This is a genomic window from Longispora sp. NPDC051575, assembly GCF_040681875.1.
GTDB lineage: Bacteria > Actinomycetota > Actinomycetes > Mycobacteriales > Micromonosporaceae > Longispora.
In genome coordinates, this window is sequence record NZ_JBFAZP010000005.1 from 265611 (window position 1) to 284360 (window position 18750).

At 72.1% G+C, this 18750-nt stretch carries 14 protein-coding genes and 1 tRNA gene; 8 read left to right on the forward strand and 7 right to left on the reverse strand.

What is annotated here, in order from left to right:
• Positions 1 to 151: 151 nt before the first annotated feature.
• Positions 152 to 439: a hypothetical protein gene (locus AB0M43_RS15615; RefSeq protein WP_363725040.1), complete on the forward strand. Its 288-nt coding sequence runs from the start codon at positions 152 to 154 to the stop codon at positions 437 to 439.
• 55 nt (positions 440 to 494) lie between these two features.
• Here AB0M43_RS15615 and AB0M43_RS15620 read toward each other — a convergent pair whose 3' ends face one another.
• A complete protein-coding gene (locus tag AB0M43_RS15620; protein WP_363725041.1) occupies positions 495 to 1058 on the reverse strand; it encodes an RICIN domain-containing protein in 564 nt (187 codons plus the stop codon).
• 110 nt (positions 1059 to 1168) lie between these two features.
• Between AB0M43_RS15620 and AB0M43_RS15625 the strand changes: the two genes are divergently transcribed.
• Positions 1169 to 4249, forward strand: a complete 3081-nt coding sequence (locus AB0M43_RS15625; RefSeq protein ID WP_363725043.1) for a BTAD domain-containing putative transcriptional regulator — start codon at positions 1169 to 1171, stop codon at positions 4247 to 4249.
• Here the strand turns inward: AB0M43_RS15625 and AB0M43_RS15630 are convergent.
• A complete protein-coding gene (locus AB0M43_RS15630; RefSeq protein ID WP_363725045.1) occupies positions 4246 to 5418 on the reverse strand; it encodes an amino acid deaminase/aldolase in 1173 nt (390 codons plus the stop codon). The genes AB0M43_RS15625 and AB0M43_RS15630 overlap by 4 nt on opposite strands.
• Positions 5419 to 5544: 126 nt before the next feature.
• Between AB0M43_RS15630 and tmk the strand changes: the two genes are divergently transcribed.
• Together tmk and AB0M43_RS15640 are read left to right on the forward strand one after the other, a co-directional pair.
• A complete protein-coding gene (gene tmk / locus AB0M43_RS15635) occupies positions 5545 to 7548 on the forward strand; it encodes a dTMP kinase (RefSeq protein WP_363725768.1) in 2004 nt (667 codons plus the stop codon).
• Positions 7541 to 8728, forward strand: coding sequence for a DNA polymerase III subunit delta' (locus AB0M43_RS15640; RefSeq protein WP_363725047.1), 1188 nt, complete (start codon positions 7541 to 7543; stop codon positions 8726 to 8728). Before tmk ends, AB0M43_RS15640 begins: the two co-directional genes overlap by 8 nt.
• A 91-nt stretch (positions 8729 to 8819) precedes the next feature.
• Here AB0M43_RS15640 and AB0M43_RS15645 read toward each other — a convergent pair whose 3' ends face one another.
• Positions 8820 to 10073 carry an MFS transporter gene (locus tag AB0M43_RS15645; RefSeq protein WP_363725049.1) on the reverse strand — a complete coding sequence of 418 codons (1254 nt, stop codon included), beginning with the start codon at positions 10071 to 10073 and terminating at the stop codon, positions 8820 to 8822.
• A gap of 82 nt (positions 10074 to 10155) precedes the next feature.
• Between AB0M43_RS15645 and AB0M43_RS15650 the strand changes: the two genes are divergently transcribed.
• Entirely contained in the window at positions 10156 to 10761 is a 606-nt protein-coding gene (locus AB0M43_RS15650; RefSeq protein WP_363725051.1) for a CGNR zinc finger domain-containing protein, read from the forward strand.
• A gap of 199 nt (positions 10762 to 10960) precedes the next feature.
• Here AB0M43_RS15650 and AB0M43_RS15655 read toward each other — a convergent pair whose 3' ends face one another.
• Positions 10961 to 12535, reverse strand: coding sequence for an MDR family MFS transporter (locus AB0M43_RS15655; protein WP_363725052.1), 1575 nt, complete (start codon positions 12533 to 12535; stop codon positions 10961 to 10963).
• Entirely contained in the window at positions 12532 to 12987 is a 456-nt protein-coding gene (locus tag AB0M43_RS15660; RefSeq protein ID WP_363725054.1) for a MarR family transcriptional regulator, read from the reverse strand. Before AB0M43_RS15660 ends, AB0M43_RS15655 begins: the two co-directional genes overlap by 4 nt.
• 146 nt (positions 12988 to 13133) lie before the next feature.
• Here AB0M43_RS15660 and AB0M43_RS15665 point away from each other — a divergent pair, with 146 nt between their 5' ends.
• Together AB0M43_RS15665 and ricT are read left to right on the forward strand one after the other, a co-directional pair.
• The gene (locus AB0M43_RS15665; RefSeq protein ID WP_363725056.1) at positions 13134 to 14453 is read left to right on the forward strand and encodes an MFS transporter; all 1320 of its coding nucleotides are present in this window, start codon (positions 13134 to 13136) and stop codon (positions 14451 to 14453) included.
• Positions 14454 to 14590: 137 nt separating this feature from the next.
• A complete protein-coding gene (gene ricT / locus AB0M43_RS15670; protein ID WP_363725058.1) occupies positions 14591 to 15415 on the forward strand; it encodes a regulatory iron-sulfur-containing complex subunit RicT in 825 nt (274 codons plus the stop codon).
• A gap of 135 nt (positions 15416 to 15550) precedes the next feature.
• Here the strand turns inward: ricT and AB0M43_RS15675 are convergent, their stop codons facing one another.
• On the reverse strand, positions 15551 to 17323 hold the full coding sequence (locus AB0M43_RS15675; protein WP_363725060.1) for a metallophosphoesterase: 1773 nt from the start codon (positions 17321 to 17323) through the stop codon (positions 15551 to 15553).
• Between the two features lie 175 nt (positions 17324 to 17498).
• Here AB0M43_RS15675 and AB0M43_RS15680 point away from each other — a divergent pair.
• Positions 17499 to 17572: transfer RNA gene (locus tag AB0M43_RS15680), tRNA-Thr, on the forward strand.
• Between the two features lie 451 nt (positions 17573 to 18023).
• Here the strand turns inward: AB0M43_RS15680 and AB0M43_RS15685 are convergent.
• Positions 18024 to 18170 carry a hypothetical protein gene (locus AB0M43_RS15685; RefSeq protein WP_363725062.1) on the reverse strand — a complete coding sequence of 49 codons (147 nt, stop codon included), beginning with the start codon at positions 18168 to 18170 and terminating at the stop codon, positions 18024 to 18026.
• Between the last annotated feature and the right edge of the window lie 580 nt (positions 18171 to 18750).

Genomic DNA, 18750 nt, shown 5'->3' on the forward strand with positions numbered 1-18750 from the left:
GTGGCCCTCCGGGCTCCCCGACTGACAGGCTTCTCTCTGCGCCAGCGCACCCGGTCGACGACATCGCCGGCCGGACCGCGTCCTGCCGACCCCGCCGGGCGGCGCGTCCACATCGGAAGGAGGTCCCTTCTGACCCCGGAGGGCTGTATCCATGCTCGAACTTTCCGACGACCAGCGCAACCATTTGTCCATGTGCGTGGTCGGCCTCGTCGCCGAATACGGCCCGGGAGACCTGGACGCACTCATCTTCCGTGACCCGCGCGGCCGGTTCGGGATCAGCGGGGGCCCGGGCGCCCCGGCAGGCTGTGCGCCGGTCATCACCCGCGCCCAGGTCGACCGGCTCATGGTGACCCACGTGTTCGTACCCCACGATTTCCAAAGCCCTTCAAGCCTTGCGATGTTCGTGGAGTACGTCCGCCAGGCGGTGCGGCTGTCGTGATTGGCCAGACCATGGCGCGGCGGAGGGGCGGGCCGGGTGGGCCCGCCCCGGACGGTCAGTGCTCGCGGGTGGCCGTCAGGCAGGTGGTGCAGCTCGACTCGCGGAAGTGCTCCTTCCAGACCTGCTGGGTGCTCGCGCTGTTGCAGGTCAGCTGGTAGAGCGCCGTACCCGAGTTGGAGTGGTTGAGGCACTTGCCGCTGTTCACGTTCTTGATCATGTAGTTGGTGGTGCCGTTCGGGTTGGCGCTGTGGTACTGCACCTTCCACTGCTGGTTCGCGCCGCCCGAGCACGCCCACTGCTGGACCGTGCCGCCGTCGGCCGTGGACCAGTTCGCCAGGTCGAGGCACTTGCCGCTGTGCTGGGCCACGATCTGCACGCCGGCACCGGAGGACTGGAACGTGAACTGCTGGTTGCCCGAGCCGCTGGAGTTGGGGACCTTGCAGCCGAACTCCTGCACGATCGCGCCGTTGGCCGTCGAGCGGTCCTTGACGTCGATGCACAGGCCGGTGGCCTTGTTCGAGTACTGCAACCACCAGACGTCGGCCTGCGCGGCGGACGGGGCCAGCGTGACGAACGCGACCGCGGCGGCGGCCAGCGTCATGAGAATGCGCTTCAACATGAGACCTCATTTCCTGGGTACTGGGCGGAGCTGGGTTGCATAGTTGCCCCACTCGGCACACAGCCGCGCACACACGTGCGTGTGCATGCCGACGGCGACGGGAGACCACAGTGGAGCTGCGTGTCCTCGGGGTGCTGGAGATCCGGGAAGGGCGCTCCACGACCGCGCCCCGGCGGCGGCTGACCAGGGTGCTGCTCGGCATGCTCGCGTTGCGCGCCAACCTCCCGCTGTCCACCGACACGATCGTGGAGGCGCTGTGGGACGGGGCCCCGCCGCGTTCGGCCCGGGCCAACCTGCGGTCCTATGTGGCCGAACTCCGCCGGCTGCTGCCCGGCGCGGAGCCCGCCGATCCCCGGGTGGAGGCCGTGCGCGGCGGGTACCTGCTGCGGGTCGGCACCCTCGGCCTGGACGTGCTGCGCTTCGAGGCCCTGGCCGCCGAGGGCCGCCAACACCTGGCCGACGGCGGGTACGGGTCGGCCGCCGACCGGCTCGGCCGCGCCTCGGCCCTGTGGCGGGGGCCGGTGCTGGCCGGGCTGGAGGTCCCCGGGGCGGTGGCCGCCGAGGCGCGCCTCCTGGAGGACCGGCGGCTCGACGTCACCGAGGACGCGATCGACGCCCGGCTCGCGCTCGCCCAGCACGCGGACCTGGCCTGCCAGCTGCCGACCCTGATCGCGGGCCACGAGCTGCGCGAACGCCGGTGGGGCCAGCTGATGCTCGCCCTGTACCGGTGCGGCCGGCAGGCGGAGGCCCTGGAGACCTACCAGCGGCTGTACCGGCTGCTGGCCGACGAACTGGGGGTCGAGCCGGGGCCGGCCAGCCGGGAGCTGCACTGCCGGATCCTGCGCTCGGATCCGGGGCTGTCCATGGCACCGGCCCGCCCGGGTACCGGCCGCCCCTGGCAGCTCCCGCCCGCCCCGGCGGTCTTCACCGGCCGCACCCCGGAACTGACCCAGCTCGACACCGCGATGCGCCCATCACCCACCCCGCGCGCGCCCATCACCCTCACCGTCCTCAGCGGCACCGCCGGAGTCGGCAAGACGGCCCTCGCCCTGCACTGGGCGCACCGGGCCCGCGAACAGTTCCCCGACGGCTGCCTGTACGTGGACCTGCGCGGCTACGGCCCCGACCAGCCCCGCCAGCCCGAGGACGTGCTGGTCGAGTTCCTGCAGGCCCTCGGCGCGGAGGCGCCCCGCGACCTGACCGGCGCGTACCGCACGGTGCTCGCCGGCCGCCGGCTGCTCGTCGTCCTCGACAACGCGTACTCCGCCGACCAGGTCCGGCCCCTGCTGCCCGGCGACTCGTGCGGGGTGCTCGTCACCAGCCGGGACGCGCTGGCCGGCCTGGTGGCCCGGGACGGCGCGACCCGGGTCGACGTGGACCTGCTCCCGGTCGCCGACGCCGTGGACCTGCTGCGTGCCCTGATCGGCAGCCGGGCCGAGGCCGAGCCCGGTACCGCCGAGACCCTCGCGCACCGGTGCGCCCGGCTGCCCCTCGCGCTGCGGATCGCCGCCGAGCTGGTGGCCGACGCCCCGGCGACCACCCTGGCGGAGCTGGCCGGGGAGCTCGCGGACGTGCAGCACCGGCTCGACGTGCTCGACGCGGGCGGGGACGCCCGGACGGCCGTCCGGGCGGTGCTGTCCTGGTCCGACCGGCACCTGTCCGCCGGGGCGGCCCGGGCGTTCCGGCTGCTGGGGCTGCACCCGGGAAGACACTTCGACGGGTACGCGCTCGGCGCGCTCGCCGACGCCCCGCCCCGGGCCCTGCTCGGCGCCCTGCTGCGCGCGCACCTGATCCACGAGGTGTCCCCGGGCCGGTACGCGTCCCACGACCTGCTGCGCGGGTACGCCCACGAACTGGCGGCCGGGCTCGACGAGCGGCCCGCAGCGGTGGCCCGGCTGCTCGACCAGCAGGCGTACACGGCGTCGGTGGCGATGGACCTGGTGTACCCGTACGAGGCGCACCGCCGCCCCAAGGCCGTCGAGCCGACCGTGCCCACCGAGGCGTTCGCGGGGCCCGACGCCGCCCGGGCCTGGCTCGACGCGGAACTCGGCAACCTGCTCGCGGCCGTCCGGCTCGCCGCCCGGGGCCCGTGGTCCGGGCACCTGGCGACCCTGTCGGGCACCCTGCACCGGCACCTGTACACCCGGGGCCGGTACGCCGACATGCTCGACGTGCACGGCCTGGCCCTCGACGCGGCCCGGGCGGCGGCCGACCCGCGCGCCGAGGCGGCGGCCCTGCACGACCGGGGGATCGCGCTGGTCCGCCTGGGCCGGCACGACGAGGCGGGCGCGGACCTGACCCGCGCGCTGGCCGTCCGGGTGGAGACCGGCGACCGGGCCGGCGAGGGCGCGACGAGACACGGGCTCGGCATGCTCGCCAACCAGCTGTCCCGACCGGAGGAGGCGCTCGACCAGTTCCGCCGGGCGCTCGCCCTCGGCCGGGAGGTGGGGGACCTGGCCGCCGAGGGCGCGGTACTCGGCAACATCGGCCTCGTGCACGAGTGGCTGGGCGAGTGGCCGGCGGCGCTGGACTGCTACGACCGGGCGCTGGCGATCCACCGCGCGAGCGGCTTCCGGACCGGTGAGGGCGACACCCTGAACAACCTCGCGATCGTGCACCGGCAGGCCGGCCGGATCCCGGAGGCGGTCGAGCACCTGGAACGGGCCCTGGAGGTGTACCGGGAGACCGGCGACCGGGGCGGGGTGGGCGTGGCGCTGAACAACCTCGGGCTGGCCGCCACGAACCGGGGCGACGGGGCGACCGCCCGCCGACACCTCGACGAGGCCCTGGCCGTGCACCGCGAACTGGGCAGCCGGGTCGCCGAGCTGGAGACCCTCAACATCCTGGGCCTGCTCGACCACCGCGAGGGCCGCAGGGACGACGCGGTGGCCCGGTTCCGGGGCACCGTGGCCCTCGCCGTGGACCTCGGGTCACCCGGCGGCCTGATGAACGCCCACCACGGGCTCGGCCTGGCCCTGGAGGCGGTGGGCCGGCACCCGGCGGCCCTGGTGCACCACGAGGCCGCCGTGGGGCTCGCCAGGGGCTGCGGGGCCCGTTCCTCGGAGGCGGACGCGCTGGCGGGCGCGGCCCGGTGCGCCCCGGACCCGGCGGAGGCGGCCCGGTTCCGCGCGGCGGCCGACGCCCTCTACGCGGCGCTGGGCGTCCCGGCCGGGTCGGTGGTCACCGCCTAGAGGAACGCCTTCCCCTCGCCCCGATAGGTGGGGAACACGTCCACCACCCGGTCCCCCTCCACCACGTGCAGCTCGTTGACGTGCTCGCACAGCTCCCCGGCCTTCGCGTGCCGGAACCACACCCGGTCCCCGACCCGCAGCGCGTCGGCCCCGGGCCCGTGCAGCGGCGTCTGTACCTCACCGGCCCCCTCGGAACCACTCAGGGCAAGACCCTTCGGCAGGTACGGGCTGGGCAGGCGGCTGCCGTGCGCCGGACCGGAGGCGATCCAGCCGCCGCCGAGCACGGTCGCGATGCCCGGGGCGGGGCGGCGGACCACGGACAGTGCGAAGAGGGCGGCCGGGCGGGGCTGCCAGGCGGAGTACCCGTCGAAGAGGGTCGGGCCGAACAGGCCGCTGCCGGCGGTCAGCTCGGTGACGGCGTCCTCGGCCGTGGTCAGGTGCAGGCTGCCGGTGCCGCCGCCGTTGACGAACTCCAGCTCCGCGTGCCGGCGCACCGCCGCGACGGCCGCCGCCCGGCGCTCGGCCAACTCGGCGACGGACCGGCGCTGGATGAACCGGATCACCCGGCTGTAGGCGCGCCGGCCCGGCTGGGCGTCGCCGAGCCCGGCGATCTGGGCCTCGTACGCCATGATGCCGACCAGGGTGAAGCCCCGGCGCGCGGCGATCCGCCCGGCGAACTCCCCGAGCGCGGCGGCGCTGTGCAGGGGCGAGCGCCGGACCCCGATGTGCGCCCCGAACGGCCGCCAGGACGCGTCGAGTTCCAGACAGAGTCGGAAGTCGGGCCGCGCGCCCGGTGCCACGACGGCGTCGATCAGGTCAAGCTGTGCGGGGTCGTCGACCATCAGCGTGATCTTGTCGGCGTGCTTGACCAGGTCGGCGAGCCCGCCCCGGTCGGCCGTCGGGTACGCGACCAGGATGTCGTCGCTGGTGCCCGTCTCGGCGAGCCAGAGCGCCTCGGCGAGGGTGAAGGCCATGACCCCCGCGTACCCGGGGAGGGCCAGGGCTCGTTGGATGAGGGGCCGACAGCGGACCGACTTGCTGGCGACACGGATCGGCTTGCCGCCCGCCCGCTGGAGCATGGCGGCGGCGTTGGCGTCGAAGGCGGCGGAGTCGACCACCGCGAACGGCGGGTCGAGATCGGTGGTCGCTAGGTCATAGCGCGCAGGCATGGCCCAGCTTAACGCGAAACTCGCTCACATTGATGGTGCCACCGAGTCCGACGGCCAACAGTTATACAGTGATCGGCAGTATCAGGCGTTCGAGTTGGGGGATTCGTCATCAGCGCGCAGGTCGATCTGTCCAGCGGAGCCGACGTCCGCGCGATTCTGCGAATCCGGCCGTTCCGTCGTCTCTGGCTCGTCCTCAGCCTCTCCTCCTTCGGGGACTGGCTCGGACTCATGGCCACCGCCATCTTCGCCACCGCCCAGGTCAACTCCTCGGCGGCCAAGGGCGCCGCCTTCGGTGGCGTGATCGCCATCCGGCTGCTCCCGGCCCTCGTGCTCGGCCCGATCGCGGGCGTGTTCGCGGACCGTTTCGACCGCCGGTACACGATGGTGGTCTGCGATATTCTGCGGTTTGTCCTGTTCGCCTCGATCCCGCTGGTCGGCACGATCGCCGACAACGCCGGGGTCGCGATCAGCTGGGCCGCGATCGCCACGTTCCTGATCGAGGCGGTCGGCATGATCTGGGCCCCCGCCAAGGAGGCCTCGGTCCCGAACCTGCTGCCCAAGGGCAAGCTCGAACGGGCCAACCAGCTCAGCCTCGTCATGACCTACGGCGTCGCCCCGGTGTCCGCCGCGCTCACGATCATCGTGGTGTCCTCGCTGCTCAAGGACCAGGCGAACACCTGGGCCTCCTCGTCGAACATCGCGCTGTACTTCAACGCGCTCACCTTCCTCGCCGCCGCCGTGACCGTGTTCTTCGGGATCAAGGAGATCAGCGGCCGCAGCGCCCGGCAGGCCAAGGGCGAGGGCGTGCTCACCCAGTTCCTCGACGGCTGGCGGTACGTGGGCCGCACCCCGCTCGTCCGGGGCCTCGTCTTCGGCATGCTCGGCGCGTTCGCCGGCGCGGGCGTGGTCATCGGCGCCGGCCCGTTCTACGCCGAGTCCCTGGGCGGCGGCGACGCCTCGTTCGGCATGCTGTTCGGCTCGCTGTTCATCGGCCTCGCGGTCGGGATCGCCCTCGGCCCCCGGATCATCGGCACCCTGTCCCGCAAGCGCTGGTTCGGCGCGAGCATCGTGATGGCCAGCTGCGCCGTGTTCCTGCTCGCCATCTCCCCGCACCTGGCCATCGCCGTGTTCGGCGCGCTGCTCGTCGGCTCCGGGGCCGGCATGGCCTTCCTCGCCGGTACCACGATGCTCGGCACCGAGATCGGCGACGAGGTCCGGGGCCGGGTCTTCGGCTTCATCTGGACCGCCGTGCGGGTCGTGCTCATGCTCAGCATCTCCCTGTCGGCCACCCTGGCCGGCTTCGGCGGCACCCGGCTCATCTTCGGCGCGCACATCTCCTTCACCCGGATCCTGCTCGCCGCCGCCGGCATCGTCGGCGCGCTCGCCGGGGTGATGGCCTTCCGCCAGATGGACGACCGCCGGGGGGTACCGGTCCTCGGCGACATCTGGGGCGCGCTCACCCGCCGGCCGCTCAGCATCGGCGAACCCGACCCCGGCAAGGGCCTGTTCATCGTGTTCGAGGGCGGCGAGGGGGTCGGCAAGTCCACCCAGGTCGTCAAGCTCGCCGCCTGGCTGCGCCTCCGGGGCTCCGAACCCGTCGTCACCCGCGAACCCGGGGCCACCGACATCGGCATGCGGATCCGGGGCCTGGTCCTCGACGGCAAGGACGACATCTCGCCGCGCGCCGAGGCCCTGCTGTACGCGGCAGACCGGGCCCAGCACGTCTCCGAGGTGCTCCGGCCCGCGCTCACCGAGGGCAAGGTCGTGATCAGCGACCGGTACGTGGACTCCTCGCTCGCGTACCAGGGCGCCGGCCGCACCATGGCCACCGACGAGATCAGCTGGCTGTCCACCTGGGCGACCGGCGCGCTCAAGCCCGACCTGACCATCCTGATCGACCTCGACCCGGCGGTCGGGCTGACCCGGGCCAAGGCGCGCAGCGGGGCCGACCGGATCGAGTCGGAGTCCCTGGCGTTCCACGAGCGGGTCCGGTACGCGTTCCTCGACCTCGCCGGGGCCGACGCCGCCAACTACCTGGTCATCGACGGCACCGGAGACCCGGAGAAGATCGCGCTGGAGATCCGGGACCGGGTGGACGCGCTCCTCGTCCGGGAAGCGGCCCATGTCTGACGTCTGGGCCGACCTGGCCGGGCAGGACGACGCCGTCGTCACCCTGCGCCGCGCCGCCCTGGCCGCCGACGCCATCGTGCGCGGCGAACAGGTGCCGGCCGGCGCCATGACCCACGCCTGGCTGTTCACCGGCCCGCCCGGCTCCGGCCGGTCCGTGGCCGCCCGGGCGTTCGCCGCCGCGCTCCAGTGTCCCGACGGCGGCTGCGGCACCTGTCCCGCCTGCCACACCGTGCTCGGTGGGACGCACGCCGACGTGCGGTTCGTGGTCCCCGAGGGGCTGTCGATCGCGGTCAGCGAGATGCGCGCCCTCGTCCTGCGCGCCGCCAGCTCCCCGACCGGGGGCCGCTGGCAGGTGCTCCTCGTCGAGGACGCCGACCGGCTCACCGAGGCGGCTGGCAACGCGCTGCTCAAGGCGATCGAGGAACCTCCACCCCGGACGGTCTTCCTGCTGTGTACGCCGTCCACGCACCCCGACGACATCTCCGTGACGATCCGCTCCCGGTGCCGGGTGGTCGCCCTGGGCACCCCGAACATCGAGTCCATCGCCCGGGTACTCGTCGAACGCGACGGCATCGCCCCCGCCGACGCCCAGTGGGCCGCGGCGGCCGCCCAGGGCCACGTGGGGCGGGCCCGCCGCCTCGCCCGGGACCCGGAGGCCCGCGCCCGCCGCGAGGAGGTCCTGGGCCTGCCGCGCCGGCTCACCAACATCAGCGCGGCCTTCGACGCCGCCGCGACCCTGATCTCCGCGTCCGAGGCCGAGGCCGCCGCGTCCGTCGCCGAGCTGTCGGTGAAGGAGAAGGCCGAGCTGGAGATGGCACTGGGCGCGGGGGGTACGGGCAAGGGGTCCGGCGGGGCGGTCCGTGGCTCGGCCGGCATCCTCAAGGATCTCGAACGCCGGCAGAAGTCCCGGGCCACCCGGGCCCAGCGCGACGCCCTCGACCGGGCGCTGATGGACCTCGCCGGCCTGTACCGCGACGTGCTCGCCCTGACGCTGAAGTCCCCGGCCCGGCCGATCCACGCGGACCGGGCGGACATGGCGCGGGCCGCCGCCGAACGGTGGACGCCGGAGTCGACGCTGCGCCGGCTGGAGGCGGTCCTCGCGTGCCGGGAGGCGATCGACGCGAACGTCAAGCCCCGGATCGCCGTCGAGTCGATGATGCTGTCCCTCTGGCAGGGCTGAGAGCCGACCCCCGGGTGGTCGGGTCGGCCGGCACCTCGTACTTGAAAAGTAGCCTTTGACCTGGCTCTTCGTGGTGGCGGTGCCATCCGGCTCAGGGGTGCGGCTGGACCTCGCGCCGGGGTAGGCCCGTCTCGGCGTCGCGGAGGGCGCGGGTGGTGACCCGGGAGGCGAGCGGGAGCGCGGCGAGCGCGAGCCCGACGGCCGCCGCGACGAAGGTGGCCCGGATGCCGACTCCCCGGCCGAGCAGGCCCCCGGCGAGGGCGCCGAACGGCACGACGCCCAGGACGACCAGCCGGTAGGCGGCGGTGACCCGGCCGAGGAGTGCGTCGGGGACCGCCGCCTGGCGCAGGGTGCTGACGACGATCTGGTTCATCGCGGTGGCCACGGCGGCGCCGAACATGCCGGCCAGGGCGAGGGGCGTGTCGTGGCCCAGGCCGAGGAGGGCGTAGCTGGCGGCCGGGGCGAGGGCGGCGAGCCAGGTGGTGGGGCCGCCGCCGATCCGGGGCACGACGTGCTCGGCGAGCAGCGAGCCGGCGATCGCACCGGCGGCGGGGACGGCGATGAACAGGCCGTAGCGGGAGGTGGGCACCTGGTACGGGCCGGTGACCAGCAGGACGAGCAGCCCGCCGGTGGCCGCGCCGAAGAAGTTGATCGCCGCCGAGATGAAGGCGACCCGGCGGAGCAGGTCGTGCCGCCAGAAGTGCGCCCAGCCGGAGCGGATGTCCTGGCCGACGCTGGTCGGGGTCGCCCGGCGCCGTTCCCGTTCCCCCTCGGTCGGCCGGAGCGCGGGCAGCAGCAGGGCCGCCGCGCCGGCCAGGGCGAACGCGACCGCGCCGGTGTAGAAGGCCGCCGACGCCGCCAGCGCGAACAACGCGGCCCCGGCGGGCGGGCCGACGAACGTGTTGATGACGGACTGGGTGGCGAACAGCCGGCCGTTGGCGCGTTCGAGCCGCTCCCGGGGCAGGAGCCGGGGCGGGATGGTCAGGGCGGCGTTGTCGACCAGCGTCTCGGCGCAACCGGCGAGGAAGACGGCGGCGTAGAGCAGGGCGACGTGCCGCCCACCGTTCGCCAGGGCCACCGCGAGCAGCGCGAACCCGGCCGCGCGCAGCCAGTTGCCGGCGGTGAGGATCCGGCGGCGGTCCATCCGGTCGGCGAGCGCGCCGGCGGGGAGGGTCGCGACCAGCCAGGGCAGGAACTGCACCACCGTCATCCCCGCCACCGCGAGCGGGTCCCGGGTCAGGGTGGCGACGAGCAGCGGCGCGGCGGCCTGGAGCAGCCCGTCGGCCAGATTCGAGGACGCCTGGGACGCCCAGAGCGCCGCGAACGAGCCGCGTGGGGCGGGCATAGGACCTCCTCCTCATGGGTTATTGCCTGATCAGGCATGAGCATGCCACGTGATCACCTCACATGCAATAATTCATTCACCCATGAGAGGGGTACTCGTGAAGTTCGGCCACATCGCGGGCGACCGCATGCTCGACCTGGTGAACACCGTCGATTGGCGCCTCGGCGGGGCCGAACGCGTGGAGAAGCTGGCGACCTACGCCGACGTGCTCGACTGGTGCGCCGAGTCCGGGCTGCTCGGCGCGGACGAGGCCGTGGCCCTGAGCGCCCTGGCCGCCCGGGACGACGCCCGCGCCGAGCGGGAACGGCTCCTGGTCCTGACGGCCCGCGAACGGGTCTACGCGGCGCTCTTCGAGGACGACCCCGGGGCCGCCGGGCACCTCGCGGAGCTGTACCGGGCGGCGATCGCGGCGGCCGACCTGGTCCGCACCGGCGACCGCTGGGGGTGGCGGGACCGGGAGGCCGACCTCCGCCTGCCCCGGGACCGCATCGTCCGCGGGTTGGTGGACCTGACCCGGCGCGAGGACCTCGACCGGCTGCACCAGTGCGAGGACGTCAAGTGCGGCTGGGTCTACCTGGACACGTCGCCGAGGCGGAACCGCCGCTGGTGCGACACGAAGGACTGCGGCGACCGCAACCGCGCCCGCGCCTACTACGCCCGGCAGAAGGCGAAGGCCGGCCCGGCCTGACCCGCCGCCAGCTCGGCGGGGACCCGAACGGGCGTGCGACGCCACGGTTCCCGACGCGACGGGTCCGTCCAGGGCGGTCCGGCCGTCGTGGGTTCGGGTCGGCCGGCACCCCGTAGTCAGAAAATGGCTGTTGACCTGGCTTTCTACAGCGAACCGCCCCCGCGCCACCGTGCGGCGGGCGGGGGCGGTCGGCATGCGGCTACAGCGCGTTCGACTCCGCCAGGGCCTCCGCGGCCTCCGGGGTCGGCGCGCCCTTGAGCGTCTTGTCCGGCAGGAACAGCGAGATCACCACGGCCACCAGGGACACGGCCGCCGCGATCCAGAAGACCGTGTGCAGCGAGTTCACGAAGGAGTCCTGGATCGCGCCCTTGACCGCGGCGGGCAGCTGCGCGATCTCCTGCGGCGAGGTCAGCAGGCTGGCCATGTCCTTGTCCTTCAGGGCCGCGGCCTGCTCGGGCGGCAGCTGGACCATCGCCTTCGGCAACAGCTCGGCCATCCAGTCGGCGAGCTTCGTGGACAGCACCGCGCCGAGGATCGCCACCCCGAACGAGCCGCCCAGCGAGCGGGAGAACGTCGAGGTGGAGGTCGCCACGCCCAGGTCCTTGGGGGCCACGGCGTTCTGCACGGCCAGCACCAGCGGCTGCATGCACAGGCCCAGCCCGATGCCGACGATCGCCATGTAGATCGCGGTCTGCCACAGCGGGGTGGCCACCTGGAGCTGGGTGAACAGGCCCAACCCGGCGGTCATCGTGACGGTGCCGCCGACGATGAACCACTTGTACTTGCCGATCTTGCTGATCGCCTGACCGGCCACGATCGAGGTGAGGATGATGCCGGCCATCATGGGCAGCATCTGGAGCCCCGACTCGGTGGGGGTGTAGCCCTTGACGATCTGCAGGTACATCGGGATGTAGATGATGCCGCCGAACATGCCGACGCCGAGGACGAACGCGGCCAGGTTCGAGATCGAGAACGTCAGCGTCCCGAACAGGCGCAACGGCAGGATCGGCTCACTGGCCCGGGTCTCGGCGTACAGGAACGCGGCGGCGAGTACGGCGCCGGCGGTGAAGAGGCCGATGATCGTCGGCGAGCCCCACGCGTACTCCTTGCCGCCCCAGGACGTGGCGAGCAGCAGCGCGACCACGCTGGCCACGAGCAGCCCCGCACCCAGGTAGTCGATCCTGTGGTCCTGGCGCTTGAACGGCACCCGGCGCAGCAGCCGGTCGATCATGAACAGCGCGACCAGGCCGATCGGCAGGTTGATGTAGAAGATCCACCGCCAGTTGTGGTCGGCGAAGTAGCCGCCCAGCAGCGGGCCCGCGACGCTGGACAGGCCGAACACCGCGCCGAACAGGCCCTGGTACCGGCCGCGCTCCCGGGGCGGGACGACATCGGAGATGATCGTGAAGGCCAGCGTCATCAGGCCGCCGGCGCCCAGGCCCTGGATCCCGCGGAACAGGATCAACTGGATCATGTTCTGGGACAGGCCGGCGAGCAGCGAACCGATCAGGAACGTGACGATCGCGAACAGCAGCAGCGGCCGGCGGCCGTACAGGTCGGAGATCTTGCCGTACAGCGGGGTCGAGGCGGTCGACGCCAGCAGGTACGCGGTCACCACCCACGAGTAGTGGTTCAGACCGCCGAGCTGCCCGACGATGGTGGGCAACGCCGTGCCGACGATCATCTGGTCGAGCGCCGCGAGCAGCATGCCGAGCATGAGCCCGGACATCAACGTCCAGATCTGTTTCGGGCTGAGTTGTACGTTCACTGTCACTGTTCCTCCACGGCGCAACGCGCGGCCATCGCTTGGTTCAACTGCGTGAACAGCCGGGCGAACTCGGCCCGTTCGGTCTCGTTCCAGTCACTGAGCATCGAGGAGATCTCGCCCCGCCACCTGCTCCGGTTGTGCTCCAGGACCGCGTGGCCCTGCTCGCTGACCCGGACCAGGCTGGCCCGCCCGTCGGCCGGGTCGGCGTCCCGCTCGACCATCCCGGCGGCCTCCAGCGCGGCCACCTGGCGGCTGATCGTCGACAGGTTGAGCTGCGCGAGACCCGCCAGGGCGGTCAGCCGCAGCGGGCCGTCGGTGTCGATCATGCCGAGCAGGATGTACGCCGGCCGTTCCAGTCCGTCGTCCTGCGGCTTGATCAACTGGAAGAGGGCCTGGGACCTGCGGAAGAACAGTCCGATCTGACCGAGGATCTCGTCAGAGGGATTGGGGGGCTTCATGCGACTCCTTCGCGCACGCCGAAACACTTGCTCGCTGAAAGCATCCATCATCCGGAACGCCCGTGTCCCGAAACCCCTTCATCTTGTGACCAGTCGCACCCGGAAATCGGTCGACCGGTCCGTGACCGGGGAGAATGCTGGGGCCCGTGAATATCAGACGCTGGGTCCCGGACCTGAGCCCCCTGCGCGACTTCCGCGACTTCCGGCTCGTGTTCAGCGCCCGGAGCGTCACCTTCCTCGGCGCGATGATCACGCACGTGACGGTCCCGTACCAGCTGTACGAGATCACCCACGACGTGTTCGCCGTCGGGCTGATGGGGCTGTGTGAGCTGGTACCCCTCCTGTTCATGGCCTTCGTGGGCGGCGCGCTCGCCGACTACGTCGACCGCCGCAAACTCGTCCTCTACAGCGAACTGGCCTTCGCCGTCCTGGTCGGCGTCCTGATGCTCAACTCGCTGTCCGGCGCGCCCCAGCTCTGGGTGCTCTACGTGTTCGCCGGGCTCACGGCGGGCGTCGCCGGCATCCAGCGCCCCGCCCTCGACTCGATCATCCCCCGGCTGGTCACCCCCGAGAAGCTGCCCGCCGCGATCTCCCTGAAGTCCACCGCGACGACGGCCGCGATGCTCGCCGGGCCTGCCGTCGCGGGCCTGCTGATCGCCACCGTCCCCATCCCCTGGGTGTACGCGGTCGACCTCGCCACCTACGCGTTCTCCCTGGTCTGCCTGCTCCTGGTGCGCGCGGTCGCCCCGCCCGAGGCCGCCGAGCGCCCCAGCCTGCGCACCGTGGTGACCGGCCTGCGGTACGCGCGGAGCCGCCAGGAACTGATGGGCACGTACCTGATCGACATGAACGCCATGTTCTTCGGCATGCCCACCGCCCTCTTCCCGGCCCTGGCCCTCAAACTCGGCGGCCCCGGCGTCCTCGGCCTGCTCTACTCGGCCCCCGCCCTGGGCGCGCTCGTCGCCTCCCTGACCTCCCGCTGGGCCGAACGGATCCACCGGCACGGCCTCGCGGTCGCGCTCGCGGCGGCCGGATGGGGGCTGGCGATCATCGGCTTCGGGCTGTCCGAGGCGCTCTGGCTGGCGCTGTTGTTCCTGGCCCTGGCCGGCTGGGCCGACATGGTCTCCGGCCTGTTCCGGAGCACCATGTGGGGTCAGACCATCCCCGACCGGCTGCGCGGCCGGCTCGCCGGCATCGAGGTGATCTCGTACTCCTCGGGGCCCACCCTCGGGCAGGTCGAGTCCGGGATCGCGGCGAAACTCGTCGGGGTGACCGGCTCGGTGGTGACCGGCGGGGTGCTGTGCGTCGTCGGCACGGTCGCGATCTCGGCGCTGCTGCCGAAGTTCATCTCCTACGACAACCGGGAGGGGATCGCGGTGCGCGAGGCGGAGGAGGCGGCGCTGCTCCTGGAGGCCGCGCCGCCGGACGGGGACAAGCCTGCGGCGCCGGTACCCGGATCACAGTGAGATCCGTGTACACGACGCCGCAGGCCCCTGCACCCCCCGCAGGTCTTCGAACCATCTCGGTTCTGCAATATTTTTAGCATTTCGGACAAAGGCAGGGGGCAAAACGGGAGTTTTTCCTCCCCGATAGAGTTTTCCGCATGGGCATGCTGTGCGCCGTCAGCTTCAACCGGTACGGACGGCTCTATTACCTCGACCCCGGCGACCTCACCCCCCAGGTCGGGGACAAGGTGCTCGTCCCCACCGACGACGGCGCGGCGGTCGCCGAGTGCGTCTGGGCCGCCCAGTGGGTCACCGAGGACACCGACGGTTTCCCCAAGCTGGTCGGGCTCGCGGGCGAGGAGGACCTGACCCGCGACGCGTACATCCGCAAGCGCAAGGCCGAGGCCAAGGTCGCCGCCAAGAAGCTGATCCGCGCCCACGACCTGCCCATGAAGATCGTCGGCGTCGACCACGTCCCCGGCGGCGACGTCGACCGCAGCACCGTCTACTTCACCGCCCCGCAACGCGTCGACTTCCGGGGCCTGGTCCGCGACCTCGGTGCCACCCTCAAATGCCGGGTCGAACTCCGCCAGCTCTCCGCCCGCGACTCCGCCCGGATCCAGGGCGGCATCGGCTCCTGCGGCCGCGACCTGTGCTGCGCCACGTTCCTCACCGACTTCGAGCCGGTCACCATCCGGATGGCCAAGGACCAGGACCTGCCGCTGAACCCGCTGCGGATCTCCGGGGCGTGCGGGCGGCTGATGTGCTGCCTGAAGTACGAGCACCCGCTGTACCAGCAGTTCCAGGCCACCGCGCCGGCTGTCGGGTCCCGGGTGACCACGGATGACGGGGACGGGCGGGTGGTCGCGCACAACGTGCCGAGTGACTCGGTGGTGGTGCGGATGGACTCGGACGGGTCGCGGGCCTCGTGTAGCCGGGCTTCGGTGTGTGGGCCTCGGCGGGCTTACGAGAGCCTCGACTAGGGCGGGGGTTCGGCCCGGCCCGGGGTGCCGGCCAGGCCCGGGGAGTGCCCGTGAGCCGAGCCGGCGCGTGCCGGAGCCCGGGCGGAACCGGGAATCCTGCCGGGCGCCCGGCTCCGCCGTACCCGTCGAAGGGTTTTAGGACAGGACGATCGGGGGCTCGATCAGGTGGGGGACCAGGGGGTCTTTCGGGGCGAGGAGGCTGGGGCCGGGGCCCGTGTTCGCCTGCCAGGCGCGGCCCGAGCGCTCCAGGCCGATCGGGTAGATCGTCAACGAGCCGTCCTTCGCGAACCGCATCCGCAGGAACGACTTCGAGTCGATGATGCCCTGCCCGGCGAACAGCTCGTTGCGGTTCACGCCCCACCGGTCGGCGACCAGCAGGTACAGCGCCACGATCTGCACGCCCAACACCGAGACCACCGGTAGGTACAGCACCGTGGACGCCGAGGCCCAGGGCGGTTCGAGGTGTACGAACGGCAGCCGGTTCCAGACATACATCCCGGCCAGCGCCAGCCCCACGTGCGTCACCCCGTGCGCGAACCCGGCGAACCAGTGCCGTTTCCGGATCACCCGGGCCTCCAGCGTGGAGAACCCGACCGTCGCCGCGAACGCCACCGCCACCATCCCCATCACCGGCAACGTCAGGATCCGGGGCCGCGAGGACACGAACGCCAGCAGCATCAGGGTGTGCAGCAGCCCGATCAGCAGCGCGAACGTCGGGTTCTGCCACGGCATCCGCCAGAACACGCCCCAGCCGTACCGCTTCGAGTCCGCCTGGCTCGGATACGTCGCCCGCAACGGGTGCACCGCCGCCCCCGCGACCACCGGCACCGCGATCCCCTTCGGCAACCCGTGCGTGCCCGCCAGGTACGCCCCGCCGCCGCCACAGGTGATGAACCCGTCCCCGTACCGCGCGTAGTGGTGCGCGTCCCCGGACAGGTGCAGCTTCACCGTGACGTCGTGGTCCCCGATGATCTTCTTGATGAAGTACTTGATCGTGTCGTACTCGCTCGGCTTCTCCTCCGTGTACACCCACGACGGCGCCGGCGACGCGATGATCACCTTGTCGCCGGGCTTCAACTCCTTCGCCGCCGCCCGGAAATAGTCCATCTGCGGCTCGTCGAGATACGCGTCGAACTGCTCGTCGATCGCGTACAGCCACCAGCCGTGCGGCAGCTTCAGCGCGAAGTAGCTCCGGCTCTGCGGACTGCGCCAGCCGCCGAAGTGTCTCCCCTTGCCGAAGAGGCGGAGGAAGGCGGTCAGGCCGTCGTACCAGTCGTGGTTGCCCGGGAGGGCGTAGAGCGCCGGGGCGCGCATGTCGGCGCCGTCGTCGTCGGAATCGGGGAAGGCCGTGGTGTAGGGGCCCTCGCAGCGTTCGCGGTAGGCGATGGCGGAGCCTACGGGGTAGACCTGGTCGCCGCCCATGACGAGGACCTGGCCCCGGGGGAGGAAGAGAGGAGCCGGCTCGGCGCCCGATGTCGCGCCGGTCCCGCTGGGCGCTCCGGACAGTGTGGCGGCGGTCCCGTCGAGTGGCCGGGCGGACGCGGCGTCGTGCGGCGCGGAAGGCGTGCTGGGCCGGGTGCCTGCCCCGGGGCCGGGCATGGCCATGGAGTCGACGCCCAGGACGCTCGGCCCGGGGCGCGGCGGCGCGGGACTCAACCCGGACTGGGCGAGCAGATACGCGACCGAGTACGTCGAGTCGAACCCGTCGCCGACATCCGCGACATAGTCCAGCCACAGCTCGTCGCTGTCATGCCGGAACGTCGGCTGCTCGAACATCGCCTGTAGCTCACGTTTATCCAGGTATGCCCCGAAACGTTGCGCCAGGAGCACGCGCAGGGCCGTCCCCGCCAGTTGCCCCGGCGCGAACCAGGCGACGGGCTTCTTCCGGATTGGTTCCGTGGTGTCCATCGCTGAGCACCTTAGCGACTCCGATCTTGTGTCGGATAGATGCCTGTCATGGACCTGTCAGAGCGAATGTCCGCTGGTCGGGGTGGTGGTGTGGGGTGGTCCGGGGGTGGTTCGCGGGAACGGGGCGGTTCGCGTATGCTGGTCCGGCGTGAGTGCCCGCACTCGCGTGTTGTGTGCCGCCTTAGCTCAGCTGGCCAGAGCAACGCACTCGTAATGCGTAGGTCTCGGGTTCGAATCCCGAAGGCGGCTCCTCTGAGGCCCAGGTCAGACGGTGTTTTCCGTCCAGCCTGGGCCTCACATCGTCGGAGCGCGTTGCACCCGCGTTGCATAACTCGCTCCACGATGCCTTCCGGAAGCCCCCGCTCGCCGTCGAACGGCCTACCTCCCCGCCACAGACCAGATCGTCCTCATCGACGTCACCACCAGCAAGCGCCTCGCCGGATCCGGCAACAAGATCGCCGTCCTGCGCCGCTGCCGCACCCTCCACCGTGCCGACGGAACCACCGGCACCGCGCCGCGCGCGGTCGTCGGAGCCCTCCTGCAGTTGCGCCTCGGCATCGAGGGTGGGTACCGGTTCACGATCCTCCCCGACACCGATGACCGGGGCTGCTGGGCGAACTTCCGCCGCGCCTCCACCCTGCACGTACCTCTCAGGTACCGGGGCGGTTCGTCGCGGCAGCAGTTCGCCAGCTCAGCCCGCTCACGGCTCTGGTGTGCTGGCGGCTTCGCGGTGGATTTCGAGTACCACCCGGGTGCCGCCGGTGTCCGTGTTCTCGGTCCGGACCACGGTCGCGGTGACCTTCTCCGCCGACGGCCCTACCGGTCCGCGCCCGTGGTACTCGTCCATCAATCGCTGTCGCTCTTCGGGCTCGAAGTCCCCTCGGGCCAAGCGCCTGCCCAGCGCGCGTCGGGCCGCAGCCTCAGCCTTCGCCCGGGCACGACGTTCGCTTGCCTTCTCCACGTACGGCTTAAGCTGCTTTGGGGGGATCACTCGCACACGTTGTGCTTCACGTTCGGCTGTTGCCGCCGCGCGGGCGTTGAAACTGGCGTCCAGGCACGCACGACACCTGCAGCCTGCCAACGCACCATGATCAGCGCCGACCTTGGGCTTGCGCCGAGCCGTCTCGCGGGCAATCCGGCACGGCTCGCACCGGCACTTGTAGAGCTTGAACCCGGTAACGGTGCCATGGCGAGGGTCATCGACCGCGAGCCTGCCTCACGGCTCCTGGTGGCGGCCAGGTACTTGTCGCGGTGAGCCTCAGAACATGGCGCGCACCGGCAACCCAGATTGCCGTAGCCGTTCTCCGTTCCGTGTCGCGGGTCGTCTGGAGCGAGTTCCGTGCGAACCTTCTTACGGCTGCGGGTCTGGGCGGCCTGCGCAGCCCTGCACAGAACGCACCGGCATTTCAGGGTGCTGTACGTCGATG

Bases quoted from the DNA above. Each gene is read 5' to 3' on its own strand.
- AB0M43_RS15615 (WP_363725040.1), top strand. From the start codon at position 152: ATGCTCGAACTTTCCGACGACCAGCGCAACCATTTGTCCATGTGCGTG.
- AB0M43_RS15620 (WP_363725041.1), bottom strand. From the start codon at position 1,058: ATGTTGAAGCGCATTCTCATGACGCTGGCCGCCGCCGCGGTCGCGTTC.
- AB0M43_RS15630 (WP_363725045.1), bottom strand. From the start codon at position 5,418: ATGCCTGCGCGCTATGACCTAGCGACCACCGATCTCGACCCGCCGTTC.
- AB0M43_RS15640 (WP_363725047.1), top strand. From the start codon at position 7,541: ATGTCTGACGTCTGGGCCGACCTGGCCGGGCAGGACGACGCCGTCGTC.
- AB0M43_RS15645 (WP_363725049.1), bottom strand. From the start codon at position 10,073: ATGCCCGCCCCACGCGGCTCGTTCGCGGCGCTCTGGGCGTCCCAGGCG.
- AB0M43_RS15650 (WP_363725051.1), top strand. From the start codon at position 10,156: ATGAGAGGGGTACTCGTGAAGTTCGGCCACATCGCGGGCGACCGCATG.
- AB0M43_RS15660 (WP_363725054.1), bottom strand. From the start codon at position 12,987: ATGAAGCCCCCCAATCCCTCTGACGAGATCCTCGGTCAGATCGGACTG.
- ricT (WP_363725058.1), top strand. From the start codon at position 14,591: ATGGGCATGCTGTGCGCCGTCAGCTTCAACCGGTACGGACGGCTCTAT.
- AB0M43_RS15675 (WP_363725060.1), bottom strand. From the start codon at position 17,323: ATGGACACCACGGAACCAATCCGGAAGAAGCCCGTCGCCTGGTTCGCG.
- AB0M43_RS15685 (WP_363725062.1), bottom strand. From the start codon at position 18,170: ATGGACGAGTACCACGGGCGCGGACCGGTAGGGCCGTCGGCGGAGAAG.